Genomic DNA, 22498 nt, shown 5'->3' with positions numbered 1-22498 from the left:
TCTAATATGCTTACGCAACTTAAATCATCTCCCACACATGAGGTCTATGCACTCCATTTACCGCAGTTAAAGCTGCGGTTAATGGTCCCTGCTATGAAGCTACAGCTCATGTCACATTTATCTGATGATGAGCTTGCCACATATCATGACTTTACATTCAAACAACCGGCTCTGCGCTGGCTCGGTGCGCGTCTTAGTGCCAAATGGTTATTAAAAAACCACGTTCACTCTCATCTAAAGACCCATCAATTATCATTAATTAAGAATAATAAAGGCGCCCCTTTTTGTGCAGTTTCTGGTCTACCAGTAGGCCTCAGTCACACCGCTGAGTTGGCCATTGCGGCACTGTGTACTGGCACATTCGGCATTGATACCGAACACCAGTCAAGGTTTAATAACACACCCGCTCCTTGGCTAACTCCCGGTGAACAAGTATGTTTGAGTACACTGGGAAAACGCACGGCAACCCAGTTATGGTGTATTAAAGAAGCGCTTTACAAAGCTATTGGGCATGGCCCTTTCCTTACATTTTGTCAAGCTGTTTCCGTTGTAAAATGGCAACCAAATAACATCATCATTAACAACAATCTCTACACACAAATCACGCATTGGCAATATCAGGCGTGGCAACTTCATCAACACGATATTTTATTATTAGAACCTAATTATGACGCATCTTACTCCTGATTTTTTACATCATGTTCAGTTACTTGAAAACACCCTCGGCGACCCAACCGATGCGAGCAATACCATTCACTTTGCACGGTCTGTCGCGCTGGATGAAACACAGCAATTTCCAGAAGAATATATCAGTTATTTAACCCACATCGGGTATTTTCGCTACTTTGTTCCACAAGAGTTGGGGGGGCAATTAGGTGAGTTTTCAGAGCTACTGCTTATGTGCAGAGCACTCTCTCGTCGAGATTTGACCGCAGCCATTGCAACTGGGCAAACCATGTTAGGTGCACTGCCTATTTGGTTATGTGCTAATCAGACGCAAAAAAAGCAATTAGCTAAACATATACTCGAAGGCCATTTAGGCTGCTTGGCGCTCACCGAAAAACGCCATGGCAGTAACTTATTGGCCAGTGAAGTCAGTGCGACGCCCTGCACCGATGGTTACCTGCTACATGGCGAAAAGTGGCTTATCAACAATGCAACTGAGGGCCACACTATGACTATTCTGGTTCGCAAATACGATAGCAATCAACGTGAATCGCTTGCAGTATTTCTACTAGATAAAACTCAGCTTACTGATTATGAAGCAATCGAGAAAATTAACACTCATGGGATCCGATGCGCAGATATCAGTGGAGTTCGTTTCAATAACACAAAAGTGCCCAAGTCAGCACTGATTGAAACCAATGAACCCGGTATGTATGGCGTGCTTAAAGCATTGCAAATTTCACGCATATTATGTGCAGGCTTTTCATTGGGGGCTTTTGATACCTGTTTACGCTTAACGTATGACTTTGCAAAGTCCCGCGCTTTATACCAAAAAACCGTACTTGATATGCCAACGGTGAAGCAAGGTCTTGGCCGCAGTTTTGCGAAGCTAATTGTTGCTGAAATGGTGTCTTTAGCCAGTAGTAAAGCCATTAGTTATGCCAGTAAAAGTTTAAGCGTCTATTCTGCATGTTGTAAATATTGGGTGCCTAAAACCACTGAGTTAGCGATTGACGAACTAAAAGTCATTTTAGGCGCTCGGTATTATTTACGTGAAGAGTACCAAGCGGGTATATTTCAAAAAATGCAAAGGGACAATGCCGTTGTCTCTTTGTTTGATGGCAGTAGTCAGTTGAATCTCGGGTTGATATCGTCACAAACTAATGCCATTGCAGCCAAATTGCTGGCTCAAGTGGAGCTTCATCAAGACTTAGAGCTGTGGTTCAGCCTAGATACCACCAAACCAGTAGCAAACCTTGATAGCCATGATTTATCAATAAATAACATGGGTAATGATCCGGTTCTATCGTCATTTCTCGCCATCACCGAGCAACTCCATGAACATACGGTAACCGCGTCTTTAGCGCAGCAATTCGCAGTCCTGAAACAGCAAATTTTAAACTGGTGCGATTGCGTACAAACGCTTCAACATAGTGAACAAAACGAACCAACAAGTATCGCTCGCTTTGCGATAACCAAACAATATACACAACTATTTGCAGCGAGTTGCTGTGCACTATTCATTGTTTATAACCCTGAACATCCATTGCTTAGCAATAACACGATTGCTGAAGATCTATTGCAGGTTACTCTAAATGACTCTGATTTGTTCGAACCAAGTGAGGCACTACTTCACACACTCAACACACAGCATCAAACGCAAGCTATTTATTCATTATTAAATTTCTGATGTTAAAGATAAAGTTACGCACTTTGGCAGGGAAACCTGCCTATTTGCTTCACGCTTTTCTCTTTGGTAAAGTCTCTAAAAATCAACAAGCTTACGTTTCATATCATGAAAATTATACTCATCGGATTGCTGTGTACATTAACAACTTGGCACGCTTTTTCACAGCCTGAGCACATTATTTTATTTCGACATGCAGAAAAAATGCAAGGGAAAGACCCACACCTCACAGCCAAAGGTCAAGAACGCGCTAAGCGATTAGCGACGATGGTGCAATCCTATGCGCCTAAACATTTGTTTAGTACCAATTATAACCGCACGCAGCAAACGATTTTACCGCTGGCTAAAAAAGTTGCTCTACCCGTTACCCACTATGAGCCGCATGATCTGAGTACATTCGCTGACAATATACGAAAACTCACAGGCACGGTAGCGATTGCTGGTCACAGTAATACAACGCCGGCGCTCATAAAGCTATTAAGTGGTCACATTGTGACAATTAACGAAAATCAATTTAGTAAAGTCTTTATTTTGACACCTAATCAATCACAGTGGAAAATGCAAAAATTATCATCCAATTAGCTTACTAATCAACTACACTGACATTAAGTAACCTGCCGAGTAACCCTGTTATGAAAGTCAGTGTCAGTGCGTTTTTCCCCGCCAAAGCCGAGCATGTATGGTCTATCATTACCGACATCGACGGCGCACAACAACGCATACGCGCCATTAAAACCTTGCGTGTATTATCCCGACCTAGTTCAGGGTTGATTGGCCTAAAGTGGCAAGAAACACGCACCATGTTTGGTAAAGACGCCACAGAAACCATGTGGATCACCAGCGCACAAACCAACAAATATTACACCACATGCGCCCAAAGCCATGGCTGTATTTATATTACAACGTTAGAAATTATAGAAAAGTCCAAAGGGTGTGAACTAACAATGCATTTTAGGGCAGAAGCACATACAACACTGTCGAAAATACTCAACTGGGTATTTTCCCCTTTTATGAACCGGCAATTAAAAACGGCATTGTCACAAGACTTACTTGATCTGAAAAGTGCGCTTTAACATGCTCATGAATGATACAATTGCTCAATAATTATTTTTAATCCATGACTGGCGTTTTCACATGATTGGCCTGCAAAACCAAGGCGAAGGTGAGTATGTTTATTCTCAGCCAAGTTTAGCGAACGACTACTCTCATTAAAGTAGAATTCAGTTTGAGTTTGCACATAAACACCGTGTGACTTGACGCTTTCTTTTAACTTGCTGACATTGACCCCCATGTTCACCCACATTGCCATACCACCATCAGGTTTATCATAGGTAATTGGATATCCTTTTAATTGATATGACTTAAGCAAACTATCGAGGTGAGCGTATTTCTGCTTATACAATTTGGTCATGCGTTTTGAATGACGCTCAAACCCACCTTCTTTCATCCACTGAGCAACCGATAATTGCGTCAATACATCATTTTTATGATTAATCAACTGTTTAATGGCTTGTAATTGCGCCATGATCCCTGAACTACATGTCACGTAGCCAAGCCTTGCGCCTGCAAACATCAATTTTGAAAAGGTCGATACGTAAATTACAATGCCTGCGGGGTCATCGGATGCCAAAGGCGCAACCGGATGACATCGATAATGAAATTCGTGATCATAGTCATCTTCTATAATTGCAACACCATGTTCGTAGCACAATTGATAAATTTGCATACGCCGAGTCATCGACAGTGTGACTGTTGTTGGATATTGATGAAGCGGCGTTAAGTACAATAATTTTATCGGATATTGCTTAAGCTGCATGGCTAAATCATCCACACATAAACCTTCTTCATCCTGATGAATATCAATTAAAGATGCACCACATGCTGAAAATACTTTGCGAGCCGGCGGATAACCTAATGTTTCGACAGCAATAAAGTCTCCCTGTTTAACAAATGCTTTTGCAATTATGAACAAAGCTTCTTGCGAGCCATTACAGATCAATAGCTCCTTTGCATTCAAATTACGGGCTCGGTGCAAATAAGCCAAAATTTGTGACTTTAACTCGGGCACCCCAGCTGCTTCACCATAATGAAGTAAATTGGTATTGAGTCGCTGACAAGCACTGCTTGTCGCCCGTTTGAATTCTGCAAATGGAAACGCGGCCAGATCAGGCAAGCCACCAGCAAAATTATATTGATAATCGGCCAATGACATCGCCTTTTGAAATTTAATGTCGTTCGCAAAACTAAACTGGTAAGTGCTGTATTCACGCCCTCCTTCGGATTGAGTGTGTTTATTCTCACTGCGTGTAACACTTGAATCTATGGGTAGGCTATTTGTCACAAAATACCCTGCACGCTGACGAGACTCCAACCAGCCTTCGGCTACCAGTATTTGCAATGCGTTCATTACCGTATGGCGATTCAAAGCGTATATGTCAGCCATTTTGCGTGCCGAGCTGAGTTTTGTACCCGGTACTAAATCACCAGATTTGATGGCTTTTCTAAGCGCTTTTGCCAGTTGTAAATAACGTGCCGGCCCTATCGAAGTAAATTCAATACTAATTGGATTCATTGGTCTAATACATTGATTCAATTTGTTGTTATCTACCATACCAGATGACTGGAGCAATGAAACCAGTATCGAGGTGTGAGGCTTTTAATCTGGTCTATATCATTTCTTCATTCTGGTTGTATATATACAACCAGAATGTCGTAAATTACTCAGTATAAAACAGATTCAGGAAGATATTATGCTTACTCCAACGACACTATCAAGCCACAAAATAACACTTGAACCAATTGCTCAGAAGCACCTTAAGCAGCTGTTAATAGCAGGACAAGATGCCAGTATTTGGCGCTGGGTACCCACCAATTACTGCCGGTCACCAAGCACACTACAAACTTGGTTAGACGACAACGCTAAGTTCAACCCACAAGCACAATTAACGTTTGCCATCATCGACATCGACACACACACCGTGGTAGGTACCACTCGCTTGTTTAGACTAGATAGTCATAATTTAAGTGCTGAGGTAGGCCACACATTTATTGGTGTTCCATGGCAAAGAAGTTACGTTAATACGCATGCGAAACATCTGATATTAACTTATGCATTTGAGCAGCTTAACTTAGTACGTGTGACCATATGTACCAATGAAAAAAATGACAAGTCGCGCTCAGCTATCTTGCGTTTAGGTGCAAAATTAGAAGGCATTGCCTATAAAAACCGTTTATCCCCCGACGGAACATTTCGTAACTCAGCGATTCATAGTATCACCGATGATACCTGGCCTGAGGTTAAACGTTTCTTGGAAAGCCGCCTATGAATTATCCCCCTAAGCCATTTACCGAAGTGAATGAAACCGACTTATATCACCTTATGGCCCAGTACCCACTGGCAACCATACTCAGTGCTGACCCAAACACGGCGCTTAATAATACGTGTCAAATTCCAATGCTATTTGATGAAACTTGTTCGCACTTTATTTGCCATGTTACAGCAAACAACCCTCTCACTTTGCAAGTAAGTAAAAGCGTTAAACTATTGTTTAATGGACCAAACGCGTATTTATCCCCAAATCACTGTAATAATGAAACCTTGCCAAGCTGGCTGTACGCCACAGTCGAAGTTGAAGGCATTTTGGAATTAATCACTGAACCGCAAGCGCAACTTGCTGCGATGAATACGCTAACTGATCACTTTGAACGTGGCTTTGATACGCCATGGCAAGTAGCAGATCTGGATGACCAATTGGTAAATGCTATGTTCAAACACATTCGCTTTTTACGCATCAAACCCTTACAGTGCACAGGCGTATTTAAGCTAAGCCAAAATAAACCCAGTCACATTAGACAGCAAGTGATCAAAAGCTTAATGACTAAGGGCCAAGATTCTGTCGCTGAATTAATGAGAACACACTCGAAGCAGCGCTGAGATTAGGTTTTTTATAGCCTGCTTGGTAAGTAACACGACGTGATCGCTTTTTAACTTAATCCATCAAGTTGAAAAGCAACGACGTGTTTTAAACTCATTAATTAACCTCAGCTCTGGATAAGCGAATTTGTCCAATAAAGCTATTTTTCTCACTCTCGGCGTTGCTTTCATTTGTAATAGCCCGCTATTACTGTATAAAAGCGCCTTGATATTGAACAAAATATCATCATTGGATTGTACGTAAGTTTGTTTTCAAAACATTTTCTATTCCAAAACCCTTATCCAAACCTGAGGTTAATTAAGCGCAATACTTATACAGCAAAGTCACCACCGGCAGTTGATACTATACAAGTTTTATAACCCTCTGCTCTCATAACTATGCTCGGGTAATAGTTATTTGACACATGTCAAAATAGGTCCTATTACAGACACTCAGCTATCACATCATTCGCATTTTGCAAAGATAAGTATAGACATGATCGCACTTTGCAATGAATTTTTAACATGTTCAGAATCTAAAACAAAGTAAATATACTGCTTTACCCAGAGTACAAAGAATATACGCTTAAATTTATATTATGTGTACTCAGTAACCTACTGTATTCGCTAACGTTAATTTCTAAATATCACAAACTTAGTACTTTAGTTGTACTTTTAGGGTGCGATGGCGTGAAATTTGCTTTTAGTAAGTAAATACAAAGTAAACACTGCTTAAATAGCAGACTTATTAGGAGTCAAATATGACACAAACCTTAACCAAAACGTCACTACAGTGTGCCTTGATGAGTGCCGTCGCACTGAGCACAGTAAGCATGGCTGCGGACGACAATGCATGTTTATCTGGGTTAATTGCGATCGACCGCACAGGGCAAAGTGAACAAGGAAGTTTGTATCATTTGGACACGGCCAATTTATCATTCACTTTACTATCAGGTACTACTACTGCCGCAAGCAATATCGCAAGTTTTGGTAATACCCTATATATGATGGAGAAAGTGGACAGTAATACCAGAGCATCAAAGCTTTATGCATTTGACTTATCAACTGGGCAACAGCGCACATTAGCAGATACGACCTCGTATACGATTAAGCGCTCTGCAATGTCACCTGATGGCAGCTACTTACTGGCTACGAGTCAAACTTACATGTATCAATTTGATGCTATAACGGGTGTAAAAACAGTCATGGGGAAAATGCAAACTAGCGATGCCAGCTATGCAGATTTTAAACATGGCGATATTGCTTACTCCAATGATGGCAATATTGTATATGTATTGAACGCAAAATCACTGTACATGCTCAATGAAAACGACATGACATTAGACAAAATTGGGGAGCATGGTCTCAATTGGGCGTCTGGCTTAGCGATTGGCAGCGACGGTACCCTCTATGTTTCGGCACGCAATGCCAATGAAAATGCAAAGATCTATACGCTTGATGTAAATACGGCACAGGCCGCTTATCTGATGGATGGCCCAAGGCATATGGCTGACTTGACCTATGTGAATGGTTGCGGAAATCGTTTGATAAGTATTGATAATTTATACCGTAATGGTGTAAATGCTGCACACCAATATTACCTTGATAATGCACTCAATGGTGCAATAGCCAATGTTGAAGGGTTTAGAGACGGCTCGTTTAACTTTAATGCAGCTGGTTTTCCGGTAGAGTCTAAAGACCAAGGCGGAAATCACAACAAAATAACCAAGCACCCTAATGCAAACCGCTGTGCAAGGATGTGGAATAACTTTCTGGACCACCAATACACGCTGAATCAAAGTGGTGCTGGGGGCAAAAAAGCCGATGGTTCAACTAAATGGTATTACTCTACGACAGATGGCGACTACAAAGTAGCCAGTGCACAAAATGGTTTGTGTACTTACAGCTTAAACGACGATGCATCTATGCGATTGGTATATGACTCAACCACTGGTGATGTATCAGTGATTCAAGACTAAAACACTGGCCACAGTATCAAGCTGCTGTGGCCATTATTGAGATATTTCACTCAACATTTATACCCTTCTATTGTATGCTTATATCATCATAATTTTAGGGTAATAGCATGAAACTAGACGCATTATTGCAATCTTTAAAAGACAATCCTGATTCAGTCTCTTTCACACAAACTATGAGCGTAATAGACAGCTTGTATCATTTTACAGCCACTTCATTTAAAAACAGTGGTGTGCACAACGAGGCCGGTACAAACTCGGGATCATGTAAAATTTTTTCCTTTGCCCAATTACATAATCTAACTAAACAACAAACATTACATTGCTTTGGCGACTATTATAGAAAAGATGTATTAGCTCACCCTGATGCAATTGATCACCAAAACATTCGCGCATTTTTAGCAAATCGAAACGGCCTAGAAGAAGTCCATTTTGATGCAATCCCCTTGTCTGAGAACACCTAAACTGCGTGCTCACAGGCAAAATTTGTCTTACAAACCAAACTGCATTGCACCACTATAAAGACCTTTATGTACTGTACTTGTTTGCCAAATACAGTACTTTACTTCGCCTTTTTCATTAATTTGATAAATTGGACAACCACATTGGCCGCAAAACGCATGTTCAAATGCTCCCTCAGCCCTTTGCACATACCTCTTTACGCATTTTTTGGGATCATTCACTAATCCGACAGCATGTATAAAGCACAAGTTATCATGCTCACTGTACACTGGCACGTAATCGGACAACACTTGATATTTTACTTCCGCACAATAACATTGCTGCTCTATCATATTAGCTCCTTGGTATTCCTATTGAATTACGTACACATTATATTTATGCTATAAAGAAAATATAGATGTAAAAAAGAAAGTCTCTTTTTCTTTTATGGAAATAATAAAGGGTACCTATGCGACGAGAATGGGACAAGCATCACTTGCTCAATGTATTTTGCCAAGTAATTGAAAAAGGTTCATTTTCAAAAGCAGCTCGGCACCTTGATTTACCTAACTCTTCGGTTAGTAAAGCGGTATCACAACTTGAAAGCCATTTAGGTAAAACCTTATTGCTGCGCACCACACGAGCACTATCAACTACCGACGAAGGTAAGCTCGTGTATAAACGCGCACAAGCTTTACTTGAGGGCTTTCGCTCTCTCGAAGAGGAATTAGAAGAGTTAAGCAGTGCGCCAAAAGGCAAACTACGCGTTACTTTTCCGAATACTTTAGGCCGCATGCTATTTAGCCAAATCTGTAATGATTTTCTAAAATCTTATCCAGATTTTGAGCTAGAGCTCATATTTACCGCCTCCCATTTAGACTTGATTGAAGAGAACATAGACATTGCATTTCGTACATGGCACACACTCCCCGACAGTCCATTTTATTGTGTGAGTCTACTCAAAGTGAAGCTGTTATTTGTTGCTTCACCAGAGTATTTAATACGTTGTGGCACGCCAAACAGTCTTGATTGCCTAGCTCAGCACAATGTATTACTCACCCGTCATTCAGTACTCGAAAATTCATGGGTACAAGACAATGGTCCTCAATATACTTTTACTGGTAACCTAATTGCTAACAATCGATTTCATATCAGAGAGGCGGTTCTTGCCGGTATTGGGATTGGTATGTTGCCATCCTACTTTTGTCAAAAAGACATTGCATCCGGAGGTTTTGTTGAACTATTGCCTGAGTTACCACGAGAACAAAAAACTTTAGGCGCACTGTATCGCGTAAAACGAGAAAGTTCTAAAAAACTAGATACCTTCTTGCGCTTTGTTGAGCAACGCTTAGCCCGATTGGAACTGCCTGATTAACTTACAGGCTGGTAGTTCAAGTGCTTAAAGCCAATACAAAAATGAACCTTGATACGAATATCAGCGTTTATAAACAAGCACTGCCCATAAAAAAACCGATACATTAACTGTATCGGCTTTCATGCTGTATAAGACTGCGACTTTATTGCGCAGCTTTTTCGGCGCGTGCTTGATGCAGCTTTTTATAACTATCAATTAAGCGTAAATGCTTATCAAGCCCTTCAAGTGCCATATTTGTTGGTGTTAGGCCATAAAACTTCACATCACCAGACACTGAGCCAATGGCATTTTCAATGACGTCTTGTCCAAACATTCTGGTAAAGTTGCCTTCAAAATGCACTAATTCAAGTTCGTCATCAATACTCACTTCAAGTACAGCATGAACCGCTTGATAGAATAATCCGCGTGCCACGGTGTTATCGTTATATTGTAAGAATGAATCTACCAACTCAATCGCTTCTTCTAACTCACCCAATGCTAAATAAATCAATATTTTAAGCTCTAATATGGTGACTTGGCCCCACACTGTATTCTCATCGAATTCAACCCCAATTAAGGTGCGAATATCAATATAATTATCGAGTTGGCTTTCCTCTAAACGCTCAACTAGATCAGCTAACGCATCGTCATCAAGCGTATGTAAATTCAATATGTCTTCACGATATTGCAACGCTTTATTGGTGTTATCCCAAATTAAATCTTCAACTGGATACACTTCTGAGTAATCAGGCACTAAAATACGACATGCAACGCCTAAGTCTGAAAACTCGGCCACATACGCTTCTTTGCCTAAACTTTCTAAAATACCAAACAACTGTGCGCATTCTTGTTCATTAGTCCCTGAAAAGTCCCACTCACAGAACGCGTAATCATATTTGGTGCTAAAGAAGCGCCATGAGATCACACCAGTAGAATCAATAAAGTGGTCAACAAAGTTTTCTGGCTCTGCGACTGCCATACTGTTAAAGGTTGGTTTTGGTACATCGTTCAACCCTTCAAAGCTACGCCCTTGTAATAACTCTGTTAAACTACGCTCAAGCGCAATCTCAAAGCTTGGATGAGCACCAAATGAGGCAAATACACCGCCAGTTTTTGGATTCATTAGCGTCACACACATCACAGGAAATTGACCGCCAAGTGACGCGTCCTTGACAACAACCGGAAACCCTTGCGCTTCAAGCCCTTCAATACCCTCTAAAATACCCGGAAACTTTTCAATAACTGAACGAGGCACATCAGGCAAAACAATTTCTTGTTCAATGATCTGTCTTTTAACCGCGCGCTCAAATATTTCAGATAAACACTGTACTTTGGCTTCTTCAAAATTATTACCCGCACTCATACCATTACTTAAGAACAAGTTCTCAATTAAGTTTGAAGGGAAGTATACCGTTTCACCATCCGATTGACGTACATATGGAATTGAGCAAATACCACGTGCTACATTGCCTGAGTTGGTGTCAATTAAGTGAGAGCCACGTAACTCCCCTTCAGGGTTATAAATGTCTAAGCAATGTTCATCAAGTATTTCTGTAGGTAACGCATCGGTTTCGTCTGGCTTAAACCACTTTTCATTCGGGTAATGTACAAACTCACTGCTCGCAATATCTTGGCCCAAATATTGGTCGTTATAGAAAAAGTTACAGTTTAAGCGTTCGATAAACTCCCCTAACGCAGAGCATAGTGCACTTTCCTTTGTTGACCCTTTACCGTTGGTAAAACACATTGGAGAACCAGCGTCTCTAATATGTAAAGACCACACATGTGGGACGATGTTACGCCACGATGAAATCTCAATTTTCATCCCTAGCTCAGCTAAAATACCGGTCATGTCTGCAATGGTTTGCTCAAGGGGTAAGTCTTTACCCGCAATAAACGTGCTCGAACCGTTATCGGCCTGCGTCATCAGCATGGCTTGTGCGTCTTCGTCTAGATTTTCAACCGTTTCTATCTTGAATTCTGGCCCTGTCTGTATCACCTTTTTAACTGTACAACGCTCAATTGAACGTAAGATACCTTCACGGTGCTTATCTGAAATACTCTCTGGTAACTCAACTTGAATTTGAAAAATTTGATTATAACGATCTTCTGGATCAACAATGTTATTTTGCGACAGTCGAATTCCATCCGTCGAAATATCACGTGCAACACAATATACTTTCACGAAATATGCAGCACATAATGCTGAAGATGCTAAAAAGTAATCAAATGGGCTAGGCGCAGAGCCATCGCCTTTATATCTAATCGGTTGATCTGCAATGACGGTAAAATCATCAAACTTAGCTTCAAGTCTCAGGTTATCGAGAAAATTAACTTTAATTTCCATTGAGGTATTCCACGTTTTGGTGCTGCGCGTTATCGTATATGGGCATGCTTTACACTTCCCATACAAAAGCCGCGAACAAACTAATCTAAATTAGGCTAATTATCTGCTTTTTCGCGGCAATAGTCTTGGATTAATTACAAAAATACCGAATTATGCCGCTATTTTATCATTCAGTGCACTATCGCCCAATTGCTTCAAACATCATGCAGAATCAAGCCAGTCAGCTTTGATGAGCATCAGAGTACCGTCTTGGCACCAGTGATAAGTCATGCACATTCACTTTATGGCATGCATCCCCGTACCCCAAAGTATATTTTAAAGCAGGGTACACACGTGATGAACTAATGCTATACCCTATCGCTATCAGTCCTTTTCGTCCCCATAAAGACACCACCTTTTTTCGTAATTCATTGGCATGCGGGTCATGAGCAAGTACCCGCTCTGTAAATTCTACCACCAACGCAATATCAGCAGGTAATTGCGCCAAATCTCTGTCCACAATTGCCCGTACAATGCGCGGTTCTATATTTGCCTCTAACGCCATATTAACCACTAGCTGAGTGCATGGCCCGCAGTCATCCCAGATAATTGCGCGTAATCTTGCCGCAAACAGGGGTCCTGTGGGTAAGCTTCCTGTGTGAGAAGACATTATTTGACACCCCATGAGCTTTAAAAAAGCCATGAGGTCTGCATTTAGAATGTCTTGCATATAACGTACATCATAGTTGTAACGACTTTTCATCGACAATAGTATTTTGTTAAACATGGTTTTAATCACAACGAGCTCCTTAAATAACCTCAGGTTTGGATAAGGGTTTTGGAATAGAAAATGTTTTGTAAGCAAACTTACGTACAATCCAATGATGATATTTTGTTCAATATCAAGGCGCTTTTATGCAGTAATAGCGGGCTATTACAAATGAAAGCAACGCCGAGAGTGAGAAAAATAGCTTTATTGGGCAAATTCGCTTATCCAGAGCTGAGGTTAAATATTAATAGAAAAACAACTTTTAACTTTGCAGTCTCTTGGCTTCAGCGTTCGTTGAAATAACAAACAAAAAACTCACAAAGAACACGATTGCACAGCCATACAGCATCACAGTGAACTCTCCATCCACAAGTAAACTTGACGCAAATAGCGGTCCAGTCGCTAAACCCACAGAAGTAACAACCACAGCCATCGTTGATAGCCTGCCCGTTCGATCCATTTCTGCGGTGATGGCCAATAAGTAAGATTGAACTGCGGGCCATGAAAAAAACAATAAAGCCATAGCACCAATATAAAGCGGCGTGTAATAAGAAAAGTTAAGTAAAATAGCAGCTATCATAGATAAGGTTATACCGAAAATAATCATATATTTACGCTCAAAATGATGACCACTAACCACCGGTACCATAGCTCCTAGCAATCCCAATAACCCCGTAATTGCAATATATAAATTGGCCTTAGTTTCGACAATATCTGCACTGTGACCAATCAAACCAACATACGTCCAAATAGCACTGGCCGCAATTTGATAACAAGTAATTGCTAACAATAACAGTATCGCTCGGCCTGAGACCCCAACCAACATCGATGATTGTCGTTGTGGTAGCGCTTTCCCTGGAAGAGATGGTGCATATATGAGCATTATTAAACTCATTAACACCAAACTTGCCATAACATAAAAGACGGCGTAGGCATTAATTTTTTGCTCCAATACAGGAAGCAAATAAATGATCAAGGATCCGACGCTAAATTGTATAAATAGCACAGTGCCAAACGCCGCATCAGGGTTATTTAATTTAGCAAGGGTTGCAAATGCAATACCCACACATAATCCGCCTAACACACCTGCGAAGAAACGCCATACTAACATCATGGTGTAATCTTCCACCCACCCAGTGCCGAAGTCCACAGCAACCAATGTCGCTAACAGTACAAACATCACCGGCCGCCAACGAATTCGTCTTACCAGAAAAATTGCCACAAGACTGCCAACCAAACCACCGTAACCATTGAGTGCAACAATTTCACCCGCCTCTACATCCGTAAACCCAATCCCGCCTGCCAGCGCATTTACAACTCCGGGCAAATAATTAATATACGACAACCCCGCCATGGCAATAAATGCAAACAGTACATAGCTCATGGCACCCGTGATAGATACGCTCGCTAACTTAGCGTCCTTCATCCAACCTCCTTCAGTTAGACTGAATATTTTGTGTGTATATAAATTCTATGCAACTGATAATAAATAAAAAATAGGTAAAAAAACCTATCTATCATGAATATAATTCACGAATTTTCCATGCTATATTAAGGTCATTGAAGTGGCTTTGTGGGACGATATGATGGATAAACTGCGTGCATTAGAGATTTTCTTAGCCACATGTGATGGAGGAAGTTTCGCTGAGGCCGCCAAAACGTGTAATACCGACCCATCAACGGTCAGTAAAGCGATAACACGCTTAGAAGCTCAATTAGAATTAACGCTTTTTCAACGCTCGACGCGGAAATTGCGCACAACCTCAGCGGGAAAACGCTACGCAAACACGGTCCGTAAAATGCTCCAAGATTTAAGCGTCTGCGAAGAAGAGCTAAAACAGCGTAATGACTCACCCAGTGGTATCTTAAGCATTAGCGCCGCAGTGTGCTATGGTCACTTATATCTTCGCCCGCTACTCATGGCTTTTTGCCAGCGCTACCCCGACATTACATTAGACTTTCAAGTCAGTGATTTTCATGTTGATATTATTGATGCTGATATAGATATTGCATTACGTACGGGTTACATCAAAGACAGCCGCTTAATTGCTCGGCGACTCAGTCCAATGGACTTCCTGATTTGTGCGTCGACGCAATATATTAAAAAACAAGGCATCCCCCGTTGCGCCAATGATTTTCATCAACATAATTGGATTGGTTTTCGCATCAAAGAAACACAGCAATTACAGCCTATTTTCTTACCAAATGAAGAAGGTGAATACGTACCGTACGAATTAAAGCGCAGCCATATTACAGATGACGGCGAAGCAATGGCACACATGTGTGCGGATGGTTTTGGGTTTGCACAACTTCCTCACTTTCTAGCCAAAAAAGGCTTAGATTCAGGTGAACTGGTATCACTTTACCCTCACTTTAGGCCTCCTACCCCTGATAATGGCGTCTTTGCGATTTATGCAAAACGTGATTATTTGCCTGAAAAAGTCCGTGTTTTTATCGAGTTCATCCAATCGTCTTTAAAAGATATGGACGAAACAACGAACCATACATGGGCTGAGAATTGGCAGCCATTAGTCAATTTTACAACAGCGTCCTATCAATAAAGGGGTTAGCTCCCCCAAATTGGTACTGACACGAGGTACTAGACAATAAAGCAACATAATATATAAGTCATTATTTCTCTTTAATTTTTACACCAACTGGCTCACAATGACCAGTTATTAACAACACCCGCAGCTTTATTGTTAGCTAACGGAATTTGTTTTACGCCGGTAGCATACCAATTAATATTGCGTGTTTGGTTACTCCATCCGGCACATGAAGCTTCCGCTGCTCATTAACAGCGTTCGCTTTCTTGTCCTAGAACTTCTAAGTGAGCATTAAATGGTCACGATAGCCTCGTTATTTTTGCGTCAACGGTTGGTTTTATGCTTTTGCAATATAGCGACTCTAGTTCAACCTTCAAATCTGACTGACGGGTATAAACGATATCTAAAGAACTCATCTTGTATTATGAATCCACCCGTATACGAAGCATCGAATGAACTCACACGCCTGCACCTGTGTCATAATTGTTAATTCTTACCGTGCCCTTTTATTACCCATCGCGTATTAAAACGACTATTTCATCCGAAAATAACAGTATGGTAATTGAATATCGAATTGTGACACTCTTTTAAATCTCAACATGCCAGTTAAATGACCCCTACCCGTTTTCACATGTTTTGGCTTCATAATTATATCTTCCACCCGAGTCTAAACATTTATCCACCTGAAAAAAATCGCTGAAAGTACTGCTGCCCATCAGCATTCCACTTAACAACAGTCCTATTAAGCTACAGATCCCAAGGTACTTTCGCTTGTTAAAAAATGCCGTACCTCCAATAATAAGTGATATTAAAAACAACAAAACACTACAAATAACCCACGCCATATTTCTGCCATAAAGAATAATTGATAGATAATTTTGCAGTTTACATTTGTGCGTTTAATCATGACTGAATTAGTGACGGTTAAAACTACAAATACCAAGTTTGTGTCTATTTACACATCACTTTATCCGGATAATTGGATGAATAAACACAGGGCAAACCGTCGATTAAAACACTCATCCACAAAACAAAAAATTAACCTTTTTCTTTCTTTAAAAACCAAATAAGGTTGCAACGTATTTTGGCCGATACAACATGAAAAATAGATGGCGATCACGCTGGCATGTCACTGATATTTCTTCCATAAAAATATCTTTTGGTCGTTTTTGTTTCATAAGTACTACTTTCAGGAACTGATAGACAATTAACAGGAATGCAAAGCAATAATTTACACAATTTAATTTGAGACATATCAATTGTTAAATTTAAATGTTTTAGAAATTGCATTTTTGTGAAATTGTATTTAGTATATTTTATGCTCAACTTGATTTGTATAAAATATACCAAACAATCACTGAGTTCTTTAACTAAAATCATGAAAAAACATACAACAAACATAAGGGTTTAAATAATGAGGAAATTTCTAGCACAGATTATGTCGCTCATCACTACAACGGCCGTGCACAACAATAAACAAATAGTGTGGGGGGATGAATAATGCGAATAATAAAAACACTCCCGCTCTTATTACTCACAACGTGTGTACAAACAGCATTAGCGTCTTCGAATCCACCGGCTGTAGGCATCTCTTCATCAGCCACGGATGCTGTCGCGCATGCCAAAGCCAAGAATACAACCTCATCAATCGCTTTACATGCTGACAATTACAGTACCCCTGCTGACGAAGTACATACGCAGCACGTAAAAAAGCACACTGTAAGTACGGCCGCATTAAACACAGTAAATGCAGACACAACAAACTGTAACGACAGCGCTTTTGTCACTTCTGGCAGAAACTTGTTAACGCAAATAAAAACACAAAGCTACGATTGTGTCGGGCGTTTGTTTACCGACGCATCTGACGCTGTACGCATAGGTACCTTTACACAAGCAAATATCATCACGGTTGCCAATGAAGCAAAAGCAAAAGCGCTAACCTATAATGGGACCGATGCCGATCAATACATGCAGGCACTGCAATATTGGATCAGAGCATTTTACTATTATGGCAATCGAGAGTTATTGACGCCTGAAAACCAACAAGCGACTAAATCGGCATTAGATGCCCTATTCGCCAACAGTCATATGTATGATAAAACAGCAGAAAATGCCAAAGTCATCGAGCTTGCCGTTGTTAACCTCAACAATGCAAGCTTACAAGAAAAATACATGCCTATTGTACATCAGTTACTGGACCGTTATGACGAGTCTTATGAAGAAGTTGCAGGCTGGGGGGACATATTTGCCGCGGCGATTTGGGGGATCCCAAATGCCTGCGCGCGTTTTGCGGATTGCCGGACTGCTGAGCATACCGCTGCATTTATTACCAAGTTAGGGAATTTCATTCATAATAATATCAATTGGTTAGATAAAGGCGCTACAGATTACCATTTACACAATTTAGGCTATCAATTAGGTAACATATATAGCGGCAAAAATGATAGTCACTTTTCTTCGATACAAGCAACCCTTGTCAATGAAGTTAATAAAGTATTTAATAGTTATGGTCCACTAAAAGCAGACAGCGGCAGAAGAGCATACCTACAGACACTTAACGCGGTGAATTATCGAGGTAAATGTAGCGAGCATAATGTCTGTAGTAAAAAAGATGAAATCATCTCTAGTGTATTAAATGACCGCATCAATTGCCCTTCTGGTACATTATTTATGTGGGCACAAGATATGAACCAAGCTCAACTCGACTGGGCATGTAGTTCACTACGCAGTCATGAAGAGCATTTCCATACCACATTAAAAACAAATCGTATTCCAGTCACACCTGACGATAATGATTTATTAAGGATGGTTGTATTTAACGACGCAGCCGAATGGCGTATCTATGGCGGTGTTTTGTTTGGCGCAAGTACCGACAATGGTGGCTTATATTTAGAGGGCGACCCAAGTAAAGCTGGCGACCAAGCAACATTCTTTGCCTATGAAGAAGTACCTGCTCGACCTATCTTTGATATTTGGAATTTACGCCACGAATATATTCACTATTTAGATGGCCGCTTTATCACTCAAGGTGACTTTAGGGACGTTAACGGCGCGGGTAAAACCGTGTGGTATGGCGAAGGTATCGCCGAGTATATTTCTCGCCGTAATTGTAATGATGGGGCAGCAACAGAAGCAGGCAATGCAACTCATAACATTAGTACCATCTTTGGTAATGAATATGGTGTTGGTCAAAATCGCATATACTCGTGGGGCTATTTAGCGTCGCGCTACATGTTTGAGCGACAAAATACCACCTTTTTTAATATGTTAGACAAATTTAAAGTAGGTGATTATGCATCTTATCGCACGAGTATGGTCGATAGCTGGATTTCCAATAAAACCTTTGATGCAGATTTTTCGAATTGGTTAACAACCGTCACATCATCAGGCTGTACAGTAGATAATACCCGACCACCATCGCCGATTGAACCGATTGATATCGGTGATATCCAAGGTGATGAGTTACCAGGCATAAACGCATGTGCATTGAATCGGCCGCGTGAGTCAAGAGATATTTCAGCGGGCAAAGCGATATGCATCGAGAACAAAGCAAATAACCATCAAGTACAACTCGGGCTCAATGTGCCTGTTGGCCTAGTTGATGTCAGCTTAGAAATCACATTGCGTCATGGTACTGGTAATGCAAACCTACTACACCGCTGGGATAAACGACCTAACAGTACAACGTATGATCATATCTCCAATGGCCCATCAAACAATGAAACAATACTAGTCCCTAATGTAAAGGCGGGTTGGAACTATATTCACGTGCCAGCAGATAGTGAATTTACAGATGTCACTGTACTCGCTCGATACATACAAAATGGTGCCCCCATTGATGACAATATATTAGTGAATGGTGTCAGTAAAAAGGTATCAGGACAGAAAAGTGAAGAAGTCCACTTTACCATGCAAGTACCAGCTAACGTAGCGACCTTAACCTTTGATACCAGTGGTGGTACAGGTGATGCTGATATGTATGTCAAATATGGTGCAGCACCAACAACAAATAGCCATGACTGTAGACCATACAAAGGGGGCAACGTTGAACAATGTGTCATGGATAACATTCAAGCTGGCACGTACCATATTATGTTACGCGGATACGATAACTTCACTGATGTAAACCTTGTGGGGAAATATACGACAGGAAATAACAACGCTGCACCGACAGCATTAACCGATGGCCCGTATTCTGGCAATGTTAACACCGCAATAGCAATGAGCAGTAATAACTCCTCAGACAGTGATGGGTCAATAGCAAGTAGAGCATGGGATTTTGGTGATGGCTCAACAAGTAGCTCTGCAAACCCAAGCCATACGTATAGTACCACTGGCACATATACCGTGACACTCACGGTCACTGATAATGAAGGCGCCACAGCCAGTACAACCACAACAGCAACTATTAGCAGCGCTTCAAACGGCAATTCATTAGATAATGGCGTCGTCAAACTCGTATCTGGTACAACAAATGAAGAGTCGATTTATACCTTGGTTGTGCCTGCTGGTGCTAGCAATTTAACCATTACAACCAGCGGTAGCAGTGGTGATGTCGATATGCACGTTAAATTTGGCGAAGCACCTACCAAAGCAAGTTATGACTGCCGCCCTTGGAAAGTCGGCAGTAATGAGTCATGTACGATTAACAATGTACAAGCTGGCACATACTACATCATGCTACTCGGTCACAACAATTATACGGATGTTCAATTAGTCGGTAACTACACGCCTTAAAAAAGAACTGTTCCCTTTAATTTAACGCCACTCGTTCAAAAACGCGTGGCGTTATTTTTACGACAATATGGCTTCGCCAAAAAGACGAGATATAAAGTTTATCCACGGCACGGCAATATGCATAACAGTTTGATCTCAACCACTATCATCATCCTGTCCACCTTCGTCGCCCTGAACTTGGCACAGGGGCCATGTTATTCAACCAGTAAACCCTTAAAACCCATGGTTCCCGACCTACGTCGCTCTGAACTTGGCTCAGGGGCCATGTTGAAACATATGCGATATTGTGGATCCTGACCTGCGTCAGGAAGACGAAGTGTGTATGGCTTTAAGTACAACGTACTGGACTTCCCTCCTTCGTCGCCCTGAACTTGATTCAGGGTTCATACGCTTACTTATCCTATGCTGCCACTTAAAAACAGTAGATTCTGACCTGCGTCAGAAAGACGATAGTTGTGGCATATCCTCGGTATTCGGTAGACATAGTAACAAAAACAGCACTCGTGCGTGACTACAGAGATAAGATACACCACAAGCTTTATCATCTTCGTCGCCCTGAACTTGATTCAGGGTCCATATGCTTACTTACCCTATGCTATCGCTTAAAAAGAGTAGATTCTGACCTGCGCCAGAAAGACGATAGTTGTGGTATATCCTCGGTCACTCTTTATTCAGTAATGCAGTAGAAATGGTAACAAACACCACTGGATATGTGAGCACAAAAAATTGGAGACATGACCACAAACACCACTCGGTGCGTGACTACAGAAATTAAATACATGACAAGCTCATCATCTTCGTCGCCCTGAACTTGATTCAGGGTCCATATGCTTACTTATTCTATACTGTCACTTAAAAAGAATAGATTCTGACCTGCGCCATAAAAACGATAGTTGTGGCATACTCTCAGTCATTCGGTATTCGGTATTCGGTATTCGGTAGAAATGCTAACAAACACGACAGAATATGACCACAAACACCACTCGGTGCATAACTACAGAAATAAGATACACCACAAGCTCATCATCTTCGTCGCCCTGAACTTGATTCATGATCCATGAAATTGCCACTTAAGCGTAAACAATCCTGCCATGGAGCTGAATTACATCGGTCATTGCCTGCATGGATGCAGGTACTTAGGTTTTGTCTGGAACAAAAAATCTGCCATGACCTCACATTGAAGTGCTGCGAAACTACGTTTCGTCACTCATCACAAACGCTCTATGCTTAACCACGCCAATATCACTCTAATCCACTTCTTCAATGTAGCAAAACAGCATTAAATACGCTTCGCAACGTCGACACTATATATAAGGTATATAGGGTATATAAGAAAAAATCGCACCTAATTCATCTCATCATCAATCCAAAATTTAGTGCCTTTTAATACCGCTTGCAGTGCAAGCCCTGTATCAGTTAATGAATAAACCGTTACGTCATCGATAATCGCTTCTGCCGATACAGCGTTGCCTTGTTGTTTGTGCTTTGCTGCTGCATCTACATTACCGCCAAACGTCCAGCCCTGACCAATAAACTTGGCCAAGGCTGCTTGAGTATGAAAAACCATCACAATATTAAAATCTTTTGCCCCGATCCCAAGCCCTAAACCGGCTTCAGCCATATTCATGTAAGTTTTATTATTTGTTTGATTATTAACAACAACCCCATAGCCTCCGCCAAAACTCGCAAGGATCACATTCACGTTCGCACTATCAAATACCGCATATCCCGCAGCATGCTTTACCTGTTGTCGAACATCAGGCTTTTGCTTAAATAGTTTCGTTAATGTTGTCTGTTCCATAACATTAACCATGGCACGCTTTTCATCAATGGAATGACTCTGGGTGGACGTACAGCCAGTCAGTAGACTAGCAAGAAATACAAGATATAAGAGAAACACTTTCATCAAGATTCACTTCATTCAATTCAACATATGCTCAGCATAGTAACAGGGTCAACCTTGCTGCTAGATGAATCTAATCTAAATATAAGAGAGCGATAAAGAAAAAAGGCCGCATAAAGCGGCCAAACACATCATGGGTAATGATGAGGGATAAGTGTGAAAACAAAGCCAGTTTACCAA

The 22498-nt window shown here is 41.0% G+C and carries 18 protein-coding genes; 11 read left to right on the top strand and 7 right to left on the bottom strand.

Annotated elements, in window-relative coordinates:
* The first annotated feature begins 6 nt into the window (after positions 1 to 6).
* From PAUR_RS22200 to PAUR_RS22185, 4 genes are all read left to right on the top strand, one after another.
* Positions 7 to 687: a 4'-phosphopantetheinyl transferase family protein gene (locus PAUR_RS22200; RefSeq protein ID WP_192509895.1), complete on the top strand. Its 681-nt coding sequence runs from the start codon at positions 7 to 9 to the stop codon at positions 685 to 687.
* Positions 668 to 2356: an acyl-CoA dehydrogenase family protein gene (locus PAUR_RS22195; RefSeq protein WP_192509894.1), complete on the top strand. Its 1689-nt coding sequence runs from the start codon at positions 668 to 670 to the stop codon at positions 2354 to 2356. The genes PAUR_RS22200 and PAUR_RS22195 overlap by 20 nt, the downstream gene beginning before the upstream one ends.
* A 105-nt stretch (positions 2357 to 2461) precedes the next feature.
* Positions 2462 to 2935 carry a SixA phosphatase family protein gene (locus PAUR_RS22190; RefSeq protein WP_192509893.1) on the top strand — a complete coding sequence of 158 codons (474 nt, stop codon included), beginning with the start codon at positions 2462 to 2464 and terminating at the stop codon, positions 2933 to 2935.
* 50 nt (positions 2936 to 2985) lie between these two features.
* The gene (locus PAUR_RS22185) at positions 2986 to 3426 is read left to right on the top strand and encodes an SRPBCC family protein (protein ID WP_192509892.1); all 441 of its coding nucleotides are present in this window, start codon (positions 2986 to 2988) and stop codon (positions 3424 to 3426) included.
* Between the two features lie 5 nt (positions 3427 to 3431).
* On the opposite strand, the gene pdxR is transcribed toward PAUR_RS22185, so the two are convergent.
* Positions 3432 to 4925: a MocR-like pyridoxine biosynthesis transcription factor PdxR gene (gene pdxR, locus PAUR_RS22180; protein ID WP_192509891.1), complete on the bottom strand. Its 1494-nt coding sequence runs from the start codon at positions 4923 to 4925 to the stop codon at positions 3432 to 3434.
* A gap of 178 nt (positions 4926 to 5103) precedes the next feature.
* Here pdxR and PAUR_RS22175 point away from each other — a divergent pair, with 178 nt between their 5' ends.
* The 4 genes from PAUR_RS22175 (at position 5104) to PAUR_RS22160 (ending at position 8706) form a co-directional block, all read left to right on the top strand.
* Positions 5104 to 5679: a GNAT family N-acetyltransferase gene (locus PAUR_RS22175; RefSeq protein WP_192509890.1), complete on the top strand. Its 576-nt coding sequence runs from the start codon at positions 5104 to 5106 to the stop codon at positions 5677 to 5679.
* Positions 5676 to 6287, top strand: a complete 612-nt coding sequence (locus PAUR_RS22170) for an FMN-binding negative transcriptional regulator (protein WP_192509889.1) — start codon at positions 5676 to 5678, stop codon at positions 6285 to 6287. Before PAUR_RS22175 ends, PAUR_RS22170 begins: the two co-directional genes overlap by 4 nt.
* Positions 6288 to 7027: 740 nt before the next feature.
* Positions 7028 to 8245 carry a lactonase family protein gene (locus PAUR_RS22165; protein ID WP_192509888.1) on the top strand — a complete coding sequence of 406 codons (1218 nt, stop codon included), beginning with the start codon at positions 7028 to 7030 and terminating at the stop codon, positions 8243 to 8245.
* Between the two features lie 107 nt (positions 8246 to 8352).
* On the top strand, positions 8353 to 8706 hold the full coding sequence (locus PAUR_RS22160; RefSeq protein WP_192509887.1) for a HopJ type III effector protein: 354 nt from the start codon (positions 8353 to 8355) through the stop codon (positions 8704 to 8706).
* Between the two features lie 27 nt (positions 8707 to 8733).
* On the opposite strand, the gene PAUR_RS22155 is transcribed toward PAUR_RS22160, so the two are convergent.
* Positions 8734 to 9036, bottom strand: coding sequence for a hypothetical protein (locus PAUR_RS22155; protein WP_192509886.1), 303 nt, complete (start codon positions 9034 to 9036; stop codon positions 8734 to 8736).
* Positions 9037 to 9152: 116 nt separating this feature from the next.
* On the opposite strand from PAUR_RS22155, the gene PAUR_RS22150 reads away from it, so the two are divergent.
* The gene (locus PAUR_RS22150) at positions 9153 to 10058 is read left to right on the top strand and encodes a LysR family transcriptional regulator (RefSeq protein ID WP_192509885.1); all 906 of its coding nucleotides are present in this window, start codon (positions 9153 to 9155) and stop codon (positions 10056 to 10058) included.
* Positions 10059 to 10200: 142 nt separating this feature from the next.
* On the opposite strand, the gene PAUR_RS22145 is transcribed toward PAUR_RS22150, so the two are convergent.
* From PAUR_RS22145 to PAUR_RS22135, 3 genes are all read right to left on the bottom strand, one after another.
* Positions 10201 to 12384 carry an OsmC domain/YcaO domain-containing protein gene (locus PAUR_RS22145; RefSeq protein WP_192509884.1) on the bottom strand — a complete coding sequence of 728 codons (2184 nt, stop codon included), beginning with the start codon at positions 12382 to 12384 and terminating at the stop codon, positions 10201 to 10203.
* Between the two features lie 220 nt (positions 12385 to 12604).
* Positions 12605 to 13162 (bottom strand): hypothetical protein, encoded by a 558-nt coding sequence (locus PAUR_RS22140; RefSeq protein WP_192509883.1) that lies wholly within the window; start codon positions 13160 to 13162, stop codon positions 12605 to 12607.
* Positions 13163 to 13394: 232 nt separating this feature from the next.
* Positions 13395 to 14558, bottom strand: coding sequence for an MFS transporter (locus PAUR_RS22135; RefSeq protein WP_192509882.1), 1164 nt, complete (start codon positions 14556 to 14558; stop codon positions 13395 to 13397).
* Positions 14559 to 14715: 157 nt separating this feature from the next.
* Here PAUR_RS22135 and PAUR_RS22130 point away from each other — a divergent pair, with 157 nt between their 5' ends.
* Positions 14716 to 15693 carry a LysR family transcriptional regulator gene (locus PAUR_RS22130; protein WP_225738550.1) on the top strand — a complete coding sequence of 326 codons (978 nt, stop codon included), beginning with the start codon at positions 14716 to 14718 and terminating at the stop codon, positions 15691 to 15693.
* A 1040-nt stretch (positions 15694 to 16733) separates the two neighbouring features.
* Here PAUR_RS22130 and PAUR_RS23865 read toward each other — a convergent pair.
* Positions 16734 to 16856, bottom strand: a complete 123-nt coding sequence (locus PAUR_RS23865) for a hypothetical protein (protein WP_263973717.1) — start codon at positions 16854 to 16856, stop codon at positions 16734 to 16736.
* A gap of 322 nt (positions 16857 to 17178) precedes the next feature.
* Here PAUR_RS23865 and PAUR_RS23950 point away from each other — a divergent pair, with 322 nt between their 5' ends.
* Complete coding sequence (locus tag PAUR_RS23950; RefSeq protein ID WP_192509881.1) at positions 17179 to 20415, top strand: collagenase; 3237 nt, start codon at positions 17179 to 17181, stop codon at positions 20413 to 20415.
* A gap of 1345 nt (positions 20416 to 21760) precedes the next feature.
* Here the strand turns inward: PAUR_RS23950 and PAUR_RS22120 are convergent.
* Entirely contained in the window at positions 21761 to 22321 is a 561-nt protein-coding gene (locus PAUR_RS22120) for a lipid-binding SYLF domain-containing protein (RefSeq protein ID WP_404821725.1), read from the bottom strand.
* Positions 22322 to 22498 lie beyond the last annotated feature (177 nt).

It is taken from the genome of Pseudoalteromonas aurantia 208 (assembly GCF_014858725.1).
Taxonomy (GTDB): Bacteria; Pseudomonadota; Gammaproteobacteria; order Enterobacterales; family Alteromonadaceae; genus Pseudoalteromonas; species Pseudoalteromonas aurantia.
Note: the sequence above shows the minus strand (reverse complement) of the source record. Positions and strands in the feature narration are given on the sequence as shown.